A 19,846-nucleotide genomic window follows, 5' to 3' on the forward strand; every position below is an offset into this window, starting at 1 on the left:
TTTGTCGATGCGGCTTCAGCCGTTATCCGCGAATCCCGGATAAAGCGTCATGCCGCCATCGACGAAAAGCGTGGTGCCGACGACGTAATCGCTGTCGTCGGACGCGAGCCAGACCGCCGCGCGGCCGATATCCTCCACTTCGCCGACGCGCCCGTACGGAATCAGCGTCAGAAGCTTGTCGAGGTTCTCCGGCGTGTCCCACGCGTCCTTGTTGATCGGCGTGCGAATCGCGCCCGGCGCGATGCCGTTCACGCGGATGCGCTGCGGCGCGACTTCCTGCGCGATGGTTTTCATCATCATCTGAATGCCGCCTTTGGACGCGGCGTAGTTCACATGTCCCGCCCACGGAATGACCTCGTGAACCGAGCTCATGCAGATGATCTTGCCGAGCGCCTTCGACACGTCGCGCATGCCGCGCCGCTCGAACGCGCGCACGGCGCGCTGCGCGGTGAGGAACTGGCCGGTGAGATTGGTTTCGATCACCGTGTTCCAGTCGGCGAGCGTGAGCGCGGTGAGCTTCGCGTCCTTTTGCAGCCCGGAATTCGCGACGACGATATCGACGGTGCCGAAGCACTTCACGACGGCATCGAACATTGCGTCGATCTGGGATTCGTCGGACACGTCGGCGCCGACGGCGAACGCTTCGCCGCCTTTGGCCGTGATCGCGGCGGCGAGCTTTTCAGCCGGTTCGGCGTGCGCGTGATAGTTGATGGCGACGTGCGCGCCCGCATCGGCGAGCGCGGTGGCGACGCCCGCGCCGATGCCCGAACTCGCGCCCGTCACGAGCGCGATCTGTCCTGCGAGGGGTTTGTGCATGTGCGTTTCCGTGTGAAGTTTCCTCGTCGGCGATGCAAGTTGCGCGCCCGATGAACCTCACGCCCGAAGCAATCCCTGGTACACCTCGGCGTACTCGAGCGCCGCCGCCTCCCAACTGAAGCTCTGGCTCATCGCGCGCTTGACGACGGCTTTCCAGTCCGAGCGCCGCGCTTTCAGGGCGTACGCGCGCCGGATCGCGCCGACGATGCCCGCGCGATCGAAGGTATCGAAGACGAAGCCGGTCGCGAGATCGTCGGCGAGATTTTCGAGCGAACAATCGACGACGGTATCGGCCAGCCCGCCCACGCGATGCACGAGCGGCGGCGCGCCGTACGCGAGCGCATAAAGCTGCGTGAGGCCGCACGGCTCGAAGCGCGACGGCACCATCACCACGTCGCTGCCGGCGATGATCGAATGCGACAGCGTCTCGTCGAAACCGAGCTCGACCGCGACCGCGCCCGGATGGGCCGCCGCCGCGTTCTTCATGCCGGTTTCGAGCGCCGGATCGCCGGTGCCGAGCACGACGAGCTGGCCGCCGCGCTGCACGATATCCGGCACGGCCGAGAGCAGCAGATCCAGCCCTTTCTGCTCGGTCAGCCGGCTGACGACGCCGAAGAGGAGCGCGTCTTCGTCGCGCGCGAGTTCCATCCGCTCCTGCAACGCCGCCTTGCACTTCGACTTGGCCGAAGGCTTCGACGCGGTGTACTTCGACGCGATGGATTCATCGGCCGCCGGGCTCCAGATCGAATAATCGACGCCGTTCAGAATGCCGGTGATGTCGTGCGTGCGGGTTTGCAGCAGGCCGTGCAGCCCGGCGCCGTGCGCCTGCGTCTGGATTTCGCGCGCGTAGGTCGGGCTCACCGTCGTAATGCGGTCCGCGTAATAGAGACCCGCCTTCAGAAACGAGACGAGGCCGTAAAACTCCACGCCATCGACCGCGTAAAAGTCGCCGGGCAACTGCAGCGCGCCGAACGCCGACGCAGCAAACGTGCCCTGATACGCGAGGTTGTGCACGGTCATCACGCTCGCGACTCTCGCCGCGCCGCCGCGCTCGAACGCGCGCAGATACGCGGGCGCGAGCCCCGCGTGCCAGTCGTGCGCATGGACGATATGCGGCTTCCACGCCGGATCGGCGCCCGTCGCGATGCGAGCCGCCGCCCAGCCGAGCAGCGCGAAGCGGCGGTCGTTGTCGGCATACGAGCGATGCGCGGCGTCGAGATACGGATTGCCCGGGCGATCGTAGAACTGATCCGCGCGCACGACGTACACCACCACGCCGTGCGGCTGCAGCACGCCGCGCTCGAGCCGCACGTCGCCCGCGCCGAACGCCGCGCCCAGACCGGCGACGGGTTGAAGGTCGTCGAGACCCGCGAGCACGGCGGGAAAGCCCGGCAGCACGACGCGCGCATGCGTGCCCAGTTGCGACTGCGCGGGCGGCAACGCGCCGACGACATCGGCGAGGCCGCCGGTTTTCAACAGCGGAAACATTTCTGCTGCGGCATGCAGCACGCATACGGTCATCGGCGCTCCCGTCGAGTGGATTCGTGTTGTCGTGGCCGTCCGGCGCGCCGCTCGCTAACCTTGCGGCAATCGCGCCAGCGCGTCGCGCGTGATGAGCGTGACGCCCGAGTCCGTGCGGAAGAAGCGCGCGGCATCGTCGTCCGGATCCTCGCCGACCACGAGACCCTCGGGCACCGTGCAACCGCGGTCGATCACGACGCGCTGCAATCTGCAACTCGGCCCGATGGTCACCTGAGGCAACAAGACTGCCTCATTGATGTTACAGAACGAGTGCACCCGCACCGCCGACGAAAACACCGACTTCGACACCTGCGATCCCGAGATCACGCAGCCGCCGCACACGAGCAGATTGGTGATCGCGCCTTGCTGGCCGTTCAGGTCGCGCACGAACTTGCCGGGCGGCAACTGTTCCTGGTTGGTCCAGATCGGCCAGTTGCGGTCGTAGAGATCGAGTTCGGGGATCGTCGAGGCGAGGTCGAGGTTCGCCGACCAGTAGGCGTCCACGGTGCCGACGTCGCGCCAGTACGCGGGCGCCTCGGGATCGGTGCTCGACGTGACGCACGACATGCCGAACGGATGCGCGATCGCCTTGCCCGTCGTCACGACGCGCGGAATGATGTCCTTGCCGAAGTCGTGATCCGTGTTCGACGTCTCGATGTTCTCCTGCAGCATCTCGTAGAGATATTTCGCGCTGAACACGTAAATGCCCATGCTCGCGAGCGCGATGTCGGGCTTTCCGGGCATCGCGGGCGGATCGGCGGGCTTTTCGAGAAAATCGGTGACGCGGCGGTTCTCGTCGACGTGCATCACGCCGAACGCGACGGCATCCATGCGCGGCACCTCGATACAGCCGACCGTGCAGTCCGCGCCGCTCTCCACGTGGTCGAGCACCATGCGCGTGTAATCCATCTTGTAGACGTGATCGCCCGCCAGCACGATGACGAATTGCGGCCCGATCGAACGGATGATGTCGAGGTTTTGATAGACCGCGTCGGCGGTGCCGCGATACCAGCTCGAATCGACGCGCTGCTGCGCCGGCCAGATATCGATGAACTCGTTGAACTCGCCACGCAGGAAACCCCAGCCGCGCTGGAGATGGCGAATGAGCGAATGGGCCTTGTATTGCGTGACGACGGCGATGCGCCGGATGCCGGAATTGAGGCAGTTGGACAGCGCGAAGTCGATGATGCGGTACTTGCCGCCGAAGTGAACGGCCGGCTTCACGCGCTTGTCGGTGAGCGGGCCGAGGCGGGTGCCGCGCCCGCCGGCGAGAACGATTGCGAGGGTCGACTTCTGCAAATCGGTGCGATTCTTGGACAGCGTCTCCATGCCAGCCTCCTGATTTGACCTGCGACGATTGATGTATTGCCGTGTATTCGTCCTCGTGTGCTTTCGCTGAGTTTTGATGAAGCATTATCCGGCGGGCATTCAACTCCGTGTGCTGAAGTCGCTCATTTTTTCTTGATGCGATTTTCTCGATGCCGGGCGCCGATGCCGCCGCGTGGATCGAGCAAACCGCATGCCGAATCGCGTACGGACGTGCTGCGCGGCGTCTTTTGACCGCGACGGTGTTGCAGCCGCGCGACCTTCCGGGCTTCTGATCGATCGGATCGCTTGATAAAACGCGTGTTGCGGATTTATATCGATTACGCCATGCCGCAGTGCGTCGAGGCACGGCACAATACGAAGATTGCGATGCCCGCGCACGCCCGCTGACGGCGTCCACGGGCATTCTTCGTCGGGCCGGTGCCGCGCTGCGCCGCACGACCATCGGTACGACAAAACGTTTTATCCGACCGGACACGATCAATCGGGAATCAGAACATGAACAACGTCCTGAGCATTCAATCGCATGTGGTGTTCGGCCACGCCGGTAATAGCGCGGCGGTATTTCCGATGCGGCGTCTCGGCGTCAACGTCTGGCCGCTCAACACCGTGCAGTTCTCCAATCACACGCAGTACGGCCGCTGGACCGGCAGCGCGTTCGACGCCGACGAGTTGCAGAACGTGATCGAGGGCATCGGCGCGATCGGCGTGCTTGCGCGCTGCAACGCGGTGCTGTCCGGCTATCTCGGCGCGCCGGAGCAGGCGCGCGCGGTCGTCGAAATCGTGAAGATGGTGAAGGCGGTGAATCCGCGCGCCCTCTATTTCTGCGATCCGGTCATGGGTCAGACGGGCGGCTGCACGGTCGCGCCCGGCATCGAGGATTTCCTCGTCACAACGATGCCCGAGATCGCCGATGCGATCATGCCCAATCACGTCGAGCTGGAAAAGCTGGTCGGGCGCGCCATCGAGACGGTGGAAGAAGCCGTCGATGCATGCCAGGAAGTGATCGCGCGCGGCCCGCGCATCGTGCTGGTGAAGCATCTGCTCGACCGCAACAGCCGCGCCGACACCTTCAACATGCTCGCCGTCACGCCGAGCGAAGCGTGGTTCGCGCAGCGCCCGCTCTATCCGTTCGCGCGGCAGCCGGTGGGCGTCGGCGATCTGACGAGCGCGGTGTTCGTCGCGCGCACGCTGCAGGGCGATTCGTTGCGCACCGCGCTGGAGCACACGCTCGCAGCGGTGAACGCGGTCGTCAAGGCGACTTACGACGCGGGGCGCTACGAGCTGGAAATCGTCGCGTCGCAAGACGAGATCGCGAAGCCGACCGACCGCTTTCCCGCGATCCGCGTGACCGGCACGCAGACGGCAAGGGGCCGCTAGCCTGCCTTGTCGCCGGCTTCCATCAGGCCGAAACGCCACGACAGACGCCGCGTCGCGGCGAGAAGGGCGCGCGCCAGCGGGCCGTCCGCGGCGCTGTCGAAGCCGCCCGACGAGCCGATCAACGCGATCACGAGACACACGCTGCCGGTGTGATCGAACACCGGCGCGGCCAGCGTATGAATGCCGGGCACCGGCGCGCCGAGCGCGGTGTCGAGGCCGCGCGCCCTGATGCCGTCGAGCCGTGCGCGATACGCGGCCTCCAGCGCCGCATCCGGCGCCGCGCCCGCGAGCCGGATGCCGTCCTGCTCCATCAGCGACGCGAGCACGTCCGCCGGCAGATGCGCGGCGTAGACGCGCCCGATCGCCGTATTGACGAACGACATCGCCGTGCCGACGCGCAAGCTCACATGCTGCGGCCGCGCCGATTCTTCCAGCCGGATCACGGTGGGGCCGAGCGGTCCGAGCGCGGCGGCGGCGACCGTCATCGACGTGCTCGCGGCAAGCGCGACGATCTCGCTTTCCGCGTCGCGGATCGGCGAAAGGCGTTGCAGCGCGATCAGGCCGAGCTCGCGGCTCAGCGGGCCCGCGTGGAAGAGCCCGGCGTCGTCGCGCGCGAGCAGGCCGACCTTCACGAGACTCACCAGATGCGCGAATGCCTTCGCGGGCGGCATGCCGGCGGCGGCGGCAAGATCGCGCAGCGTGAGCGGCTGGCCTGCCGCGACCAGTGCGCGCAACAGATCGCCGGTCGCGTCGAGCGCGTTGATGCCGCGCTGCGGCTTGATGTCTTCGTCGAACATCGTCATGAAAGCAGTCCGGTGATGTCGCGTGCCGCATCCTTCAGTGCGCGAGTCAGCGGGCCGTCCCAACCGACGTCGGCGAGGCCGGTCGGGCCGATCGCCGTCAGCGCAAGCTGCATGCGGTGCGCGGCGTCGAACACGGGCACGCTCATGCTGCTCACGCCCGGACTCGGCGCATCGACGCTACGTTCGATGCCGCGCGCCCGAATCTCGCCGATACGCTCGCGCATCTCCGGCGCGTCGGCTTCGGCCTGATGCGCGAGCATCGCGGCGACGCGCGTGTCGTCGTCGAAAGCGCGGAAGACGCGTCCCGTCGATGTCGACGAAAGCGACATCACCGTGCCGACATGCAGATTGACATGCAACGGATAGCCGCCGCGCTCGTAGCGCACGATGGTCGGCCCTTGCGGACCGGCGACGCTGACCGCGACGCTCATTCCGGTCGCGAGCGCGAGCGCCGGCACGCGCGACGCGGCCGCACGATACGCCGGCTGATGTTCTAGATTCAATAGACCGAGACGCAGCGAAAGCGGGCCCGGCTCGTAGTTGCCGGTGAGCGCGTCGCGCTTGACGAGTCCAAGGCGCGTGAGACTCACGAGATACGTGTGCGCCTGCGCGGACGACAGCCCGGCGGCTTCGGCGAGCGCGCTCAACGCGAGCGGCTCGCGTCTTGCGGCGAGCGCATCGAGCAGACGCGCGCCGACTTCGACGCTCTGGATGCCGCGCTGTTTTTTTTCTTCGCCGGTTTCGGAACGAGCCAAAAGCACTCCGCAATCTGGAAAGGATGAACGAACCGCAGATGTTAGCCGAGCAGGCAGCGTCCGATGAACCGATTCGGTACTTACCCGTAATTTGCAAATAGCAAGCGTACTTGCTGTTGACAAAAATCAGCGTCACGCCGATCATCCACCCATCCCCACGAGAATGGAACCGAGACACGACCATGGCAAAAGCATTCGCATCGCAGGCCGATCTGGAAGAGAAGAAGATCACCTTCACGCAGCTTTCCGAGAACGCGTACGCCTACACGGCCGAGGGCGATCCGAACTCGGGCGTGATCATCGGCGACGACGGCGTGCTGATCGTCGACACGACCGCCACGCCCGCCATGGCGCAGGATCTCATCGCGAAGATCCGCAGCGTCACCGACAAGCCGATCAAATACGTCGTGCTGTCGCACTATCACGCCGTGCGCGTGCTCGGTGCGTCGGCGTATTTCGCGGAAGGCGCGCAGCAGGTCATCGCGAGCCGCGGCACGTATGAAATGATCGTCGAGCGCGGCGAGCAGGACATGAAATCGGAGATCGAGCGCTTTCCGCGCCTGTTCGCGGGCGTCGAGACGGTGCCCGGCCTCACGTGGCCGACGCTCGTTTTCGAGAAGGAAATCACGCTCTTCCTCGGCAAGCTCGAAGTGAAGATCGCGCATCTCGGCTCGGGACACACGAAGGGCGATACGGTCGTCTGGCTGCCGTCGCAGAAAGTGCTGTTTTCTGGCGATCTCGTCGAGTACGACGCCGCCTGCTATTGCGGCGACGCCCAGCTCGAGGAATGGCCCGCGACGCTCGAAGCGCTCCGCGCGCTGAAGGCGGACAAGCTCGTGCCGGGCCGCGGCCCCGCGCTGCTGTCGCCGGCGGACGTGGACAAGGGTCTCGACTACACGAAGGATTTCGTCACGACACTGCTGCAGGCGGGCCGCGAGGCGGTCGCCGACAAGCTCGATCTGAAGCGCTCGATGGCGCATACCCGCAAGGCGATGGACCCGAAGTTCGGCCACGTCTTCATCTACGAGCACTGCCTGCCGTTCGACGTGTCGCGCGCGTACGACGAGGCGAGCGGCATCAAGCATCCGCGCATCTGGACGGCCCAGCGCGACAAGGACATGTGGGCCGCCTTGCAGGACTGACGTTCATCTCTCGCGGCGCGTACTGAAACGCGCCGCGCTTTCACCTCTTCAGGGAAAAAAGGCGCGCTCAAGACGCCGGCCTTCTCACGCCCATCTGGAGCGAGACATGTCGAAGTCGATCAGCACGGCGGCGCTCAGCGCGAGCGCCGACGCCTCAACGCACGCCCTTTCGGACGACGCGCTCTTTCGCAAAATCGCGTGGCGCATTATCCCGTTCTTGTTTCTGTGCTACGTCGTGTCGTTTCTGGACCGCATCAATATCGGCTTCGCGCAGTTGCAGATGAAGCACGATCTCGGCTTCTCCGATGCGATGTACGGCCTCGGCGCCGCCGTGTTCTACGTCGGCTACGTGCTTTTCGAAGTGCCGAGCAACCTGCTGCTCGCGAAGTTCGGCGCGCGCCGCACGTTCACGCGGATCATGCTGCTGTGGGGCGCGGCGTCGGTCGGCATGATGTTCGTTTCGACGCCCGGGCATTTCTATCTGCTGCGCTTTCTCCTCGGCGTGTTCGAAGCGGGCTTCTTTCCGGGCATCGTGCTTTATCTGACGTACTGGTTTCCGGCGAAGCGCCGCGCGGGCGTGATGTCGGTGTTTTTCGCGGGCGTCGCGGTGGCGGGCGTGTTCGGCGGGCTCGTTTCGGGCTGGATCATGCGCGACATGGCGGGCGTCATGGGCCTCTACGGCTGGCAATGGATGTTCGCGATCGAAGGCGCGCCCGCCGTGCTGCTCGGCCTCGCCGCATTGCGGCTGCTGGTGGATACGCCGCGCGATGCGCGCTGGCTCGCGCCGGCGGAACAGCAGCGCCTGGCCGCGCTGTGCTTCGAAACGAACGCCGGCACCGACGCGCACGATCGCCGCAGTCTGCTCGACGCGTTGCGCAACCCGCGCCTCTATCTCTTCGCGTTCATCTATTTTTCGCTGACGTGCGCGTCGCTGACGCTGAGTTTCTGGATGCCGCTGATGATCCGCGATTTCGGCATCACCGATGTCGTGTCCGTCAGCCTCTACACCGTCGTGCCGAACGCGATCGGCGCGGTGGGGCTGATTCTGATCGCGCGCCATTCGGATCGCGTGGCCGAGCGGCGCAAGCATTTCGCGTGCTGCACGATCGGCGGCGGCATCGCGCTCGCGGCGCTCACGCTGCATTTCCCGAGCTTCCCGCTGATGCTCGCGATTCTCTCGCTCGCCGCGACCTTGATCTTCGCCGCGCTGCCGATTTTCTGGGCCGTGCCCGCGAGTCATCTGCCGGGCGGAAGCGCGGCGGCGGGCATCGCGTTCATCAGCAGTATCGGGATCACGAGCGGCATCGTGAGTCCGTGGGTGATCGGCCAGATTCGCACCGCGACGGGCAGCATGGATCTCGCCGTGCATCTGCTCGCGCTGTTGCTCTTTGCGAGCGGCGCCGCGCTATTTTTCGGCTTGCGGCGCCGCGTGTGAGGTCAGGCGGCCGCCATCGCCTTGAAGTTTTCGGGCGTGGCGAACGCGAGGTATTCGGCCTGCATCTCGGGCGTGAGGAATTCGAGCATCGTGGAATTTTCGATCCAGAATTCGATCACGTGGAAGAAGTTGTCGCCACGCGTGCAGCGCACCGCACGCCAGCCTTCGCGTGCGCCGATGGCGATCACGTCTTCCGCGCTCAGCTTCGTCGCGATCGCCATGTGGAACGCGCTGTACTGCGGGCGCTTCAACGTATCCGCGCCGTAGCTCACGCTTTCCTCGTGGCCGCCGCCCGGCGTGATCACCTTGTCGCTCGGATAGACCTCGATGATGCTGCCGCGATCGTCGCCCGCGACCGCCATCCACGCGTCGGGAAATGGCGAGAAGGGCGCGGCGAAACCGTCCCACAATTCGGCGAGCACCTGCGCGACATGCTTCGGGTCGTGGGCGGGAATGGAGGCGTGGAAGATCATCGCGGTGGACTCCGATGGAGTTGGGGAGGACTGCGCGGCAATGCTCGCATGTCGCGCGTTGCGGTGTCGATTCGCATTGCTATGGTTTTGCCGGCATTCTTCCAGAGTCTATTGTTATGAGTGTTTTCAAACGCGTCAGGACTCAGCGATTATCCGACAAACGCTGATCCTCGCCGTTATTAAGTCGCTGCCCCATACGGCGCGTCATGACGCGGATGCAAACGCGCCAATATCCGCAGTCAGTCGCGCCGCGTCGCTCAGAAAAACGCCGTGCGGGGAACCTTCGTAGACGACGAGCCGCGCGTTCGGAATCAGGCGCGCCGTGCGTCGCGAGGTCAGTTCGAGCGGATTCGACACGTCGCAATCGCCTTGCACGATGAGCGTCGGCACGTCGATGTCGCGCAACTCGTCGCGGAAATCGCCGCTATTCACCGTTTCGTTGCACGCGAAAAGCGCCTGATGCGACGTGCGCAACGCCATTTCCCTGATCCAGTCGATCATGGCCTGCGATGCGCCCGGCCCGGCGAACGGCCGCGCGTTGTCGGCGAGCCATTGCGGGTAGTCCGTCATCAGGTCGCGATGGAAGGCGTCGGCGTAGGCGCGGTCGATGCCGTCCGGGTTGTCCGGCGTCTTCGCCAGCATCGGCAAGGTCGATGCGATCAGCGCCAGCCGTGCGACGCGCGCGCTGCCGTGACGCGTGAGATAGCGCACGGCTTCCGCGCCGCCCATCGAATAGCCGACGAGCGTGACATTCGAAAGATCGAGCGCGTCGATGATCGCGGCGAGATCGTCCGCGAGCGTGTCGTAGTCGTAGCCGCCGCCCGGATCGCTGGAACGGCCATGACCGCGCCTGTCGTAGGCGATGCAGCGAAAACCCTGGCGCGCGAGCGGCAGCATCTGATACGCCCACATGTCGCCGGACAGCGAATAGCTCGGGACGAACACGACGGTTTTGCCGTTGGCGGGCGTGCCTTCGGGCCTCCAGTCGCGATAGAAGAGCTCGACGCCGCCGCTTGTCGCAATGTAGTTCGGGCGGGCGATTGCTCCGTGGACGCGATGATTGGCGGGCATGTCCGGCTCCTTGTCGATGGTCAGTGTGATTGCATCGTCGCAGGAGGAAGCAAGCCGGGCAATTACGCCGAAGGTAATAGGCCGCGTGCAAAAAAACGCCGCCTGGAGGGGCGGCGGGAGTGCGTCCGTGTGTGGGCTCGATAGTCGAGAGTGGACGCGCGAGGAGACAGGACAACTGTGTTCAGTATGGCAAAGCGCTGCAGGCCGCACAACCGCCGGGGTGAATCACTGCATTTCAGGATGAATCGCGTGATTCGTTCGATATGCAAATGAATCGACCGGACTGTTGTGATTCGCGGCGCAGCGGATGAGACGCGCGGTCTGTTCAAGCAGGCCGGCGCGCGTCGCGAACGAAGCAGACCGCTCAGTCCTTCAGCAAATACGCGACGATTGCGTCGCAGACGCGGCCGAACATCTGCGTGCCGGTGACGGTCTTGCAACCGCGCGCGCGGGCCGCTTCGATGAAAGGCGTGAGCGGCGGCTTGGTCACCACGTCGCCGACGAAAGTCGTCGGAGGCAGGCGCGAAACGTCGATCGGCAGCGCATCGCCGGGACGCATGCCCGCCGGCGACGCGTTCACGATGAGCTCGTAGCTTTCGGCGGGCGCATCGTCGGCGACGCTCACCGCGCCACGGCCCAGCGCGGCGAGGCGCGAGGCGAGGGCGCGCGTGCGTTCGGCATCGAAATCGCGGATCGCGAGCGACGCCACGCCGGCATCGACGAGCGCACGGCCGATCGCCGAGCCTGCGCCGCCCGCGCCGATCAGCAGCGCGCGTTTGCCCTTCGGTTCGCAACCCGCGTCGCGCAACGCGGCGACCATGCCGATGCCGTCCGATGCGCCGCCGTGCCACGTGCCGTCCTTGTTGCGCTTGAGCATGTTGACCGCGCCGAGAAACGCGCCTTCGTCGGTCAGCGACTTGCAAAAGGCCGTCGCGCTGAACTTGTGCGGCACGGTGACGATGAGGCCGTCGCAGTTCTGCAAGGGCGCAATGCCCGCGAAGAACGCGTCGAGATCGCCGGGCGCGACGTGCGCCGGAATCACGATCGCGTCGCGGCCCGTCGCTCGCAGCGCCGCCGTGACGCCGGAAGGCGAGCGCACCTGCGCGATAGGATCGCCGACGATGAAATAGACGCGCGTCGCGCCGCTCAAGCCCGCATCGAGCGATGCGGAAAACGAAGTGTCCTGCGCCATGCCCTTGTCGCCTCCTGAATTGCAGATTATGTGAATGCTAGTTGAAAATGGAATTGTGTTCAACAAAATCATTTCTTGGCATCGCCAGCAACTAACGGTCAAACTTTTCGGACGCCATCGAGTTGGGCTCGCGCCCACGATTTACAGAGCGCCGGGCTCGTGCGCGCCCGCATTCACGCCGGCGGCCGCAAGCGCCTCATGCAACGTATCGAAAACGTTCGACGCGCCAAGCACCGGCGTGAGCCCGTGCCGGTCCATGTCGCTGCGCAGGAAACGGTTCACGCGACCGAAGCTCACCGCGACGTCCCTCTCACGCAACGTTTCCACCAGCGCGCCGATGGTGCGGGCCGCGGAGTAGTCGAGATCGGTGATGGCGCCGGCATCGACGACGAGATGACGCAAGCTGTCGAATGCCGTATCGACGAGCTTCGTCACTTCCGACGCGAAAAAATGATCGTTCGCGTAGAACAGATCCGCGCCGAAGCGGTAGACGATGAGTTGCGGCGTGGTCATCGCGCCGGGTGTCGTCGGCATGAATTGCCAGGGTTTGCCGGGCGCGACGGGCATGAGCACCATCGTGTGCGGATGATAGCTGTGGCGCACGTGGCGCATCAGCGAGAGCGCGACCGCGAGCAGAATGCCGTGCTCGACGCCCGCCACGACCACCGCGCCGGCCGTGATGAGCGCGAGCGCGAATTCGCCGGGACTTTCGGCGCGAATGTCTCTCAGGCTTTGCACGTTGATGAGGCCGATCGCGATCGTGAACACGATGCCCGCCAGCACGCAGTGCGGCAGATAGCGCAGATAGCCGCTCCAAAACAGCAGCACGACCGCGACGACCGCCGCGAACGCGAGCTGCCCGAACTGGCTGCGCGTGCCGGCGCGCTCGGCCATCGCGGTCTGCGTCGGGCTGCCGTTGACGACGAACGTGCCGCTCAGCGCCGCTGCCGCGTTCGCCGCGGCGAGGCCGAGGATATCGCTGTTGGTATCGACGTCCTCGTGATACTGCTGCGCGAACACGCGCGCCGCGGCCGCGCTCTGCGCGATGATCATCACGAAGCACGACGCCGCGACGGGCATGAGATCGAGCGATTGCTGCCAGGTGACATCGGGAAAGCGGATCGCGGGCAAGCCGCCGTCGATGGGACCGAGCACCGAAATGCCGCGCGCGGCGAAGTCGAACATCTCGCTCGCGACGATGCTGCCGATCACCGCGACGAGCGGTATCGGCAGGCGAGGCGCGAAGCGCTTGCAGCCCAGAATGGCCACGATCACGGCGAGCGCGAGCAGGAGCGTAGGCGCATGGGCGTGCGTGACATGCCCGGCCACGTAGAAGAGTTGCGCGAGGCTGCGCGAGGACGGATACGGCACCGTCATGCCGAAGAGATCGCCGAGCATCGCGATCGACACCTGCACGCCCACGCCCGCGAGAAAGCCGGTCAGCACGGTGCGCGACAGAAAGTCCGCGAGAAAGCCGAGCTTGAAGAGGCGCGCGAGCAGCAGGAGCGCGGCGGTCTGCAGCGCGACCATGCCGGCGAGCGCGACGTATTCCGGGCTGCCCATCGCGGCCATCGAAGAGAGTCTGCTCGCGAAGATCGTTGCCGTCGCGGAGTCGGCGGCGACCACGAGATGCCGCGACGCGCCGAAGAGCGCGAACGCGAAGAGCGGCAGGAACGCCGTGTAGAGGCCCGTCACCGCGGGCATGCCGGCGATGCGCGCATAGCCGAGCACCTGCGGAATGTCCATCGACGCAAGCGAGATGCCCGCGAGCGCGTCGCGCAACACGGCGGCGCGATTGATCGGGAGGATGCCTTTGAGCAGCTTCGCCGGCGTCGCGGGCGTTCGGGTCGTGTCTTGCATGCGTGGCACCGTGTTCCTGAAGTAGCGAATCGTGCCCCAAGGAACATGCGGTGCCAAGGCCCGCTTCGTCCTTGGTGGCGCGCCACGGTTTGCCGCAATCCATCGTCACGTCCCGAAAAAGAGCTTGGCTTCGCTTGTGTTTGTGGAATACTATTCCAATATCAAAGCGAGTTCTACTGAGGCGGGCGGACGAATGGTGGAGACACTAAACAATCTGGGACAGAACGCAACGTTCGATGTCGTCGTGATCGGCGCGGGTGGCGCGGGCATGTCGGCGGCGCTCGTCGCGGCGATCGACGGCGCGCGTGTGCTGCTCGTCGAAAGCACGGAATACGTCGGCGGCACGACGGCCTTTTCGGCCGGAACGACGTGGATTCCCGCGTCGATGCACGCGCCAGGCGTCAATCGCGACGATACGTCCGCGAACGCCGAAGGCTTTCTGGATCGCGCGGTCGGCGAGCGCAGCAGCGCCACGATGCGCCGCGCGTTTCTCGATGCCGGCCCGAAAGCGGTCGCGCATATCGAAGCGAACTCCGACGTGAAATATCGCGCGCGCCCGTTTCATCCGGACTATCTGTCCGAGATCGAGGGCTCGACGCTGCGCGGACGCGCGCTGGAGCCGCTGCCTTTCGACGGCCGCAAGCTCGGCCGCGCGTTCTCGCTGATCCGTCCGCCGATTCCCGAATTCACCGTGCTCGGCGGCATGATGGTCGATCGCGACGACGTCGGGCATCTGCTCGACATGACGAAGTTGTTCGCGTCGTTCCGACATGCGGCGAAGCTGCTCGCGCGTCACGCGCGCGACCGCATGAGCGCGCCGCGCGGCACGCGGCTCGTGATGGGCAACGCGTTGATCGGAAGATTGCTGTATTCGTTGCTTCAGCGCGGCGTCACGGTGCTGACGAACACGAAAGTCGATGCGTTGCATCGCGGCGCGAACGGCATCGAAGCCGTGACGCTCAGCCACGTCAACGAGCGGCGCCGCGTGAACGTGAACGGCGGCGTGATTCTCGCGAGCGGCGGCTTCAACCGTCATCCGGCGCGGCGCGCCGAGATGCTGCCGGGCGCCGATCCGTCATGGTGTCCCGGCGCGCCCGGCCACACCGGCAGCGCGCAGGATCTCGCGCTGGCCGTGGGCGCGCGCTTCGGCGAGGGCGCGTTGTCGAATGCGTTCTGGGCGCCGGTTTCCGTGCGCAAGCGCGCCGACGGCACGACCGCCGTGTTCCCGCACTTCATCATGGATCGCGGCAAGCCGGGCATGATGACCGTCGACAAGACGGGCAGGCGCTTTCTCAACGAAAACACGTCGTATCACCTGTTCGGCATCGCCATGCAAAAAGCGAACGAAACGACGCCTTCGGTGCCCGCGTATCTCGTGACGGACTCCGAAGGATTGCGCAAGTACGGGCTCGGCATGGTGCGTCCGGGCGGCAAGGGGCTCGCGCCGTTTCTCGCCGATGGCTATCTCGTCGAGGGAAAGACGCTCGACGAACTGGCGGCGAAGCTCGGCATCGACAAGACCGGTCTCGCCGATAGCGTCGCGCGCATGAATCGCTATGCGCAAACCGGCATCGACGAGGACTTTCAGCGCGGCACGACCGATTATCAGAACGCCAATGGCGACGCCAACTGGCATGGCCCGAACAAGTGCCTCGGTCCGATCGGACAGGCGCCGTTCTATGCGGTGCGGCTCTATCCCGGCGACATCGGCGCGGCGACCGGCCTCGTCACCGACGCGCACGCGCGCGTGCTCGATCGCGACGATCGGCCGATCGGCGGCCTCTACGCGTGCGGCAACGACATGCAATCGGTGATGGGCGGCGTCTATCCCGGCCCCGGCATCACGCTCGGTCCGGGTCTCGCCTTCGGTTATCTGGCGGCGCGGCATGCTGTGACGCGCGGCCGGACATCGCACGTTGCGCCGACAGACGCACGCGACGAAACGCTCGCACACGCCAAATGAAGCTCGAACCGATTCTCGAATGCGACGTCCTCGTGCTGGGTTCCGGCGCGGGCGGCTTGTCGACGGCCGTCACCGCGGCGACGCAAGGTCTGTCCGTGCTCGTCTGCGAGAAGGAAGACGTCTTCGGCGGCACGACCGCGTGGTCGGGCGGCTGGATGTGGATTCCGCGCAATCCGCTCGCGACGCGCGCGGGCATCGTCGAAGACGAGCGCGCGCCGCGCACGTATCTGAAGAGCGAGCTCGGCGCGCATTTCGATGCCGCCAAGGCCGACGCGCTCATCGACCACGGGCCGCGCATGGTCGAATTCTTCGAACGCAATACGTCGATGCGCTTCGTCGACGGCAATCGCATTCCCGATTTCCACACGACGCAAGGCGCGGCCACCGGCGGCCGCTCGGTCTGCGCGATGCCGTTCGACGGGCGCGAGCTCGGTCCGCTGATCGGCAAGCTGCGCCCGCCGCTCGCGGAAGTGACGATCAAGGGCATGGCGATCGCGTCGGGACAAGACCTCGCGCATTTCCTGAACGCGACGCGCAACGCGAAATCGGCATGGCACGTGACGAAGCGCTTCGCGGCGTTCGCGTGGCACATGCTGCGTCATCGGCGTTCGATGCATCTCGTGAATGGCAATGCGCTCGTCGCGCGTCTGTTGAAGTCGGCGGCGGATCGCGGCGTCGATCTGCGCACCGGCGCGCGGGCCGTGTCGCTCATGCGCGAGGAGAATCGCGTGACGGGTGCGCGCGTCGAGATCGACGGCGTGATGCACGCGGTGCGCGCGCGGCGCGGCGTCGTGCTCGCGTGCGGCGGTTATCCGCACGACGCGAGGCGTCAGGCACAGACGTTTCCGTATGCGCCGCACTGGTCGGCGGCGCCGAAGAGCAATACCGGCGACGGCATTCGTATCGGCGAAGCGGCAGGCGCGCATTTCGATGCTTCGCTCGAAGCGCCCGCCGCGTGGGCGCCGGTGTCGCTCGTGCCGAAGAAGAAGGGCGAGGCGGCCGCGTTCCCGCATCTGATCGAGCGCGCGAAGCCGGGCGTGATCGCGGTGACGCGCGTGGGCAGGCGCTTCACGAACGAGGCGTCGTCGTACTACGACTTCATTTGCGCGCTGCTCGGCACGACGCCGCCGGGCGAGGAAGCCTGCGCGTGGCTCGTCTGCGATCACCGGTTCCAGCGCCGATACGGACTCGGCTTCGCGAAGCCGTTTCCGTTTCCGCTCGGTCCGTATGAACGCTCGGGCTATCTGAAATCCGCGCCGACGCTCGACGCGCTGGCGCAGCAATGCGGCATCGATGCGCGCGGCCTCGCCGATACCGTCGCCACTTACAACGGCTACGCGAAAGACGGCTTCGATCCGCAATTCCACAAGGGCTCGACGCCGTACAACCGCGTGCAGGGCGATCCATCGCACGGGCCGAATCCGTGCCTCGCGCCGATCGCCGGCGGCCCGTTTCACGCCGTGAAAATCGTGCCGGGCAGCCTCGGCACCTTCGCCGGATTGTCGACGGATGCGCGCTCCCGCGTGCTCGACGCATCGCGCGCGCCGATTCCCGGCCTCTACGCGGTCGGCAACGACGCCGCGAGCATGATGGGCGGCCACTATCCCGCGGGCGGCATCACGCTCGGACCGGCGATGACCTTCGGCTATCTCGCGGGCCTCGAACTGGCCGAACCGGCACGCGAAGACATAACCAATCTCTCCAACTTCAAACAGGCAAGGACGCTGCAATGACTCTGTACGACACAGTCACATTGACGGTGAAGATCGGCGCGAACGCGCAGGTCTTCGAGAACATCAAGGCGAGCGGCGATGCGCCCGGCTCGAAGCTGCTCGGCTGCTGGTATTCGGATATCGGCGCGCTCGGCAAGGTCATGGTGCTGCGCGGTTTCGAATCGGAAGCGGCGCTGATCGGGGAACGCCGGCGTCTGCTGCTCGAAGGCAATCCGTTCGGCTGCGGCGAATTCGTCACCGATGTCGAAGTGAACGGCTACGCGCTCTTTCCGTTTCTCCCGCCGGTCGAGCCGGCCGTGCACGGCGGCATCTACGAGATGCGCGTCTACGGCACGAAGCTCGCGAGCCTGCAACATACGATCGACGCATGGCAGAACGCCGTGCCGGAACGCACGAAGCGCTCGCCGCTCATCGGCGCGATGTACGCGCTCGACGGCACCGTGCCGCGCTTTCTCAACATCTGGCCGTACAAGAGCGTCGACGAGCGCTCGCGCATTCGCGCCGAAGCCGTGAAGGACGGCATCTGGCCGCCGAAGGGCGGACCGGCGCATCTGACGACGATGGAATCGACCATCTACATGCCCGCGCCGTTCTCGCCGCTGCGCTAACCGGAGACATCGATGTCACGACGCAAGCTGTCCTTGTCCGCGCTGACGGTTCTCGAACTGACGCCGCCGCAGATGGTCGAGTGCGCGGCGCAGGCGGGCTACGACTTCGTCGGCCTGCGGCTCGTGCCCGCGACCGATACGGAGGTGCGGCACGAGATCGTCGGCGCGACGCCGTTGCGGCGCGAAACGCTCGCGGCGCTGAAAGACACGGGAATCGGCGTGCTCGACGCCGAAATCCTGCGTCTGAAGCCGGATACGAACGTCGCCGATTACGAACCGATGCTCGAAACCGCCGCGGCGCTGGGCGCGCGTTATGTGCTCGTCGCGGGCAACGATCCCGACGAGGCGCGCGCCGCCGAACGGCTCGCGGCGCTCTGCGATCTCGCGAAACCGTACGGCTTGTCGCCGTCGCTCGAACCGATGCCGTGGACCGACGCGAAGGACATCGTGCAGGGCGCGCGCATCGTGCGGGCGGCGGCGCGCGCGAACACGGGGCTGATCGTCGATCCGCTTCATTTCGACCGCGCGGGATCGTCGACGCAAACGCTGCGCGAACTGCCGCGCGAATGGTTCGGCTACGTGCAGTTCTGCGATGCGCCCGCCGAGCGCCCGGCCGATCTCGACACGCTGCTGTATCAGGCGCGCGCCGAGCGCATGATTCCGGGCGAGGGCGGCATCGATCTCGCGGGCATCCTGCGCGCTTTGCCGGACGGATTGCCGCTGTCGATCGAAGTGCCGATGAACGCATGGGCGAAAACCGCGAACGCGCTCACGCGCGCAAAGCGTCTGCGCGAGGCGACGCTCGCGGTGCTTCAGGAGGCATACGCCGAACATTGACCCGCGCCGGTTGAATTCCGAGGTGGAATCGTGTTCTACTCATGCCGCATCGGAACTTCGAGAGACTGAAAGATGGCAGGAAATCTTGAGCGGGCGTTGTCGATCATTGAGTTGCTGGCGAAAAACGGCGGGCGGATGCAGCTCGCCGCCATCGCCGATACGCTCAATATTCCGCGCAGCGGCACGCACCGCCTGCTCGCGATGCTGATCGACGAAGGCTACGTGCGGCAGGACGAGGATCACGGCGAGTACATGCTCGCGCTGAAGCTCGTATCGCTCGCGCTCATTTATCTGTCGACGGGCGGCGTGCTCGACGTGTCGCAGCCCGTGCTCGACCGGCTCGCGGCGCAGTCGGGCGAACTGGCGCGCCTCGGCGTGGTCGAGGACGATCACATCACGTTCGTCGGCAAGGCGCAGGGCGCGAAATCGGGGCTGCGCTACGACCCCGACATGGGCAGCCAGCCGCCCTTGCACTGCACGGCGAGCGGACAGGCGTGGCTGTCGTCGCTCACGGACGAGGAAGCGCTGGAACTCGTGTCGAAGCAGGGCGGGCTGGGCAAGCCGGGCGCGGGCGGTCCGAAGGCGCCGAAGACGATCCAGCAATTTCTCGCGGACCTGCAGGCGGCGCGCGAGCGCGGCTATGGAATCGCGAGCGAGACATACGAGGCCGGCATGACGTCGATGGCCGCGCCGATTCATCATCCGGTGACGGGGGTTGTCGTGGGCGTCGTGAGTCTCGCCGGGCCGACGAGCCGCTTGCCCGATGCGCGCCTGAAGGAACTGGCGCCGGCGCTGCTCGAAGCGGCATCGGATATGGGCGCGGCGACGTTGAGTTCGCCTTATTTCAAGCGGTCGGTGGTGAGGGCGGAGGAAGCGGCGGCGATGACGGCCGGGAAGACGAAGGCCGTTTAAAGACGCGCTAAATTGGCCG

The 19,846-nt window shown here is 65.9% G+C and carries 15 protein-coding genes and 1 pseudogene; 8 read left to right on the forward strand and 8 right to left on the reverse strand.

Annotation, left to right across the window (positions count from 1 at the left end; all coding sequences use genetic code 11):
• Positions 1-15: 15 nt before the first annotated feature.
• Genes NOV72_RS02085 through glgC form a run of 3 tightly spaced genes read right to left on the reverse strand, consistent with a single transcriptional unit; the run spans position 16 to position 3,666 of the window.
• Entirely contained in the window at positions 16-816 is an 801-nt protein-coding gene (locus NOV72_RS02085; RefSeq protein WP_106852900.1) for an SDR family oxidoreductase, read from the reverse strand.
• 57 nt (positions 817-873) lie between these two features.
• Positions 874-2,337 (reverse strand): glycogen synthase GlgA, encoded by a 1,464-nt coding sequence (glgA, locus tag NOV72_RS02090; RefSeq protein ID WP_106852901.1) that lies wholly within the window; start codon positions 2,335-2,337, stop codon positions 874-876.
• Positions 2,338-2,391: 54 nt separating this feature from the next.
• Positions 2,392-3,666 carry a glucose-1-phosphate adenylyltransferase gene (gene glgC, locus NOV72_RS02095; protein ID WP_106852902.1) on the reverse strand — a complete coding sequence of 425 codons (1,275 nt, stop codon included), beginning with the start codon at positions 3,664-3,666 and terminating at the stop codon, positions 2,392-2,394.
• Positions 3,667-4,161: 495 nt separating this feature from the next.
• On the opposite strand from glgC, the gene pdxY reads away from it, so the two are divergent.
• Positions 4,162-5,043, forward strand: a complete 882-nt coding sequence (pdxY, locus tag NOV72_RS02100; RefSeq protein ID WP_106852903.1) for a pyridoxal kinase PdxY — start codon at positions 4,162-4,164, stop codon at positions 5,041-5,043.
• Here pdxY and NOV72_RS32595 read toward each other — a convergent pair.
• Positions 5,040-6,607: pseudogene (locus tag NOV72_RS32595) on the reverse strand (IclR family transcriptional regulator). The gene pdxY and the pseudogene NOV72_RS32595 overlap by 4 nt on opposite strands.
• Positions 6,608-6,783: 176 nt before the next feature.
• Between NOV72_RS32595 and NOV72_RS02115 the strand changes: the two are divergent.
• Together NOV72_RS02115 and NOV72_RS02120 are read left to right on the forward strand one after the other, a co-directional pair.
• Positions 6,784-7,743 (forward strand): MBL fold metallo-hydrolase, encoded by a 960-nt coding sequence (locus tag NOV72_RS02115; RefSeq protein ID WP_106852906.1) that lies wholly within the window; start codon positions 6,784-6,786, stop codon positions 7,741-7,743.
• 106 nt (positions 7,744-7,849) lie between these two features.
• Positions 7,850-9,178: an MFS transporter gene (locus NOV72_RS02120; protein ID WP_106852907.1), complete on the forward strand. Its 1,329-nt coding sequence runs from the start codon at positions 7,850-7,852 to the stop codon at positions 9,176-9,178.
• Positions 9,179-9,180: 2 nt separating this feature from the next.
• Here NOV72_RS02120 and NOV72_RS02125 read toward each other — a convergent pair whose 3' ends face one another.
• The 4 genes from NOV72_RS02125 to NOV72_RS02140 form a co-directional block, all read right to left on the reverse strand.
• Positions 9,181-9,651, reverse strand: a complete 471-nt coding sequence (locus NOV72_RS02125) for a hypothetical protein (protein WP_106852908.1) — start codon at positions 9,649-9,651, stop codon at positions 9,181-9,183.
• A 204-nt stretch (positions 9,652-9,855) separates the two neighbouring features.
• Positions 9,856-10,722, reverse strand: a complete 867-nt coding sequence (locus NOV72_RS02130) for an alpha/beta fold hydrolase (protein ID WP_106852909.1) — start codon at positions 10,720-10,722, stop codon at positions 9,856-9,858.
• Positions 10,723-11,086: 364 nt separating this feature from the next.
• The gene (locus NOV72_RS02135) at positions 11,087-11,914 is read right to left on the reverse strand and encodes a shikimate dehydrogenase family protein (protein ID WP_106852910.1); all 828 of its coding nucleotides are present in this window, start codon (positions 11,912-11,914) and stop codon (positions 11,087-11,089) included.
• Between the two features lie 141 nt (positions 11,915-12,055).
• Positions 12,056-13,774, reverse strand: a complete 1,719-nt coding sequence (locus NOV72_RS02140; protein WP_106852911.1) for a SulP family inorganic anion transporter — start codon at positions 13,772-13,774, stop codon at positions 12,056-12,058.
• A gap of 193 nt (positions 13,775-13,967) precedes the next feature.
• On the opposite strand from NOV72_RS02140, the gene NOV72_RS02145 reads away from it, so the two are divergent.
• The 5 genes from NOV72_RS02145 (at position 13,968) to NOV72_RS02165 (ending at position 19,827) form a co-directional block, all read left to right on the forward strand.
• Positions 13,968-15,737 carry an FAD-dependent oxidoreductase gene (locus NOV72_RS02145; RefSeq protein ID WP_106852912.1) on the forward strand — a complete coding sequence of 590 codons (1,770 nt, stop codon included), beginning with the start codon at positions 13,968-13,970 and terminating at the stop codon, positions 15,735-15,737.
• The gene (locus tag NOV72_RS02150; RefSeq protein ID WP_106852913.1) at positions 15,734-17,470 is read left to right on the forward strand and encodes an FAD-dependent oxidoreductase; all 1,737 of its coding nucleotides are present in this window, start codon (positions 15,734-15,736) and stop codon (positions 17,468-17,470) included. Before NOV72_RS02145 ends, NOV72_RS02150 begins: the two co-directional genes overlap by 4 nt.
• Positions 17,467-18,078, forward strand: a complete 612-nt coding sequence (locus NOV72_RS02155; protein WP_106852914.1) for an NIPSNAP family protein — start codon at positions 17,467-17,469, stop codon at positions 18,076-18,078. Before NOV72_RS02150 ends, NOV72_RS02155 begins: the two co-directional genes overlap by 4 nt.
• Before the next feature lie 12 nt (positions 18,079-18,090).
• The gene (locus NOV72_RS02160; protein WP_106852915.1) at positions 18,091-18,915 is read left to right on the forward strand and encodes a sugar phosphate isomerase/epimerase family protein; all 825 of its coding nucleotides are present in this window, start codon (positions 18,091-18,093) and stop codon (positions 18,913-18,915) included.
• A gap of 72 nt (positions 18,916-18,987) precedes the next feature.
• Positions 18,988-19,827: an IclR family transcriptional regulator gene (locus NOV72_RS02165; protein WP_106852916.1), complete on the forward strand. Its 840-nt coding sequence runs from the start codon at positions 18,988-18,990 to the stop codon at positions 19,825-19,827.
• Positions 19,828-19,846 lie beyond the last annotated feature (19 nt).

Source organism: Caballeronia novacaledonica, from assembly GCF_900258035.1.
In the GTDB taxonomy this organism is placed as follows: domain Bacteria; phylum Pseudomonadota; class Gammaproteobacteria; order Burkholderiales; family Burkholderiaceae; genus Caballeronia; species Caballeronia novacaledonica.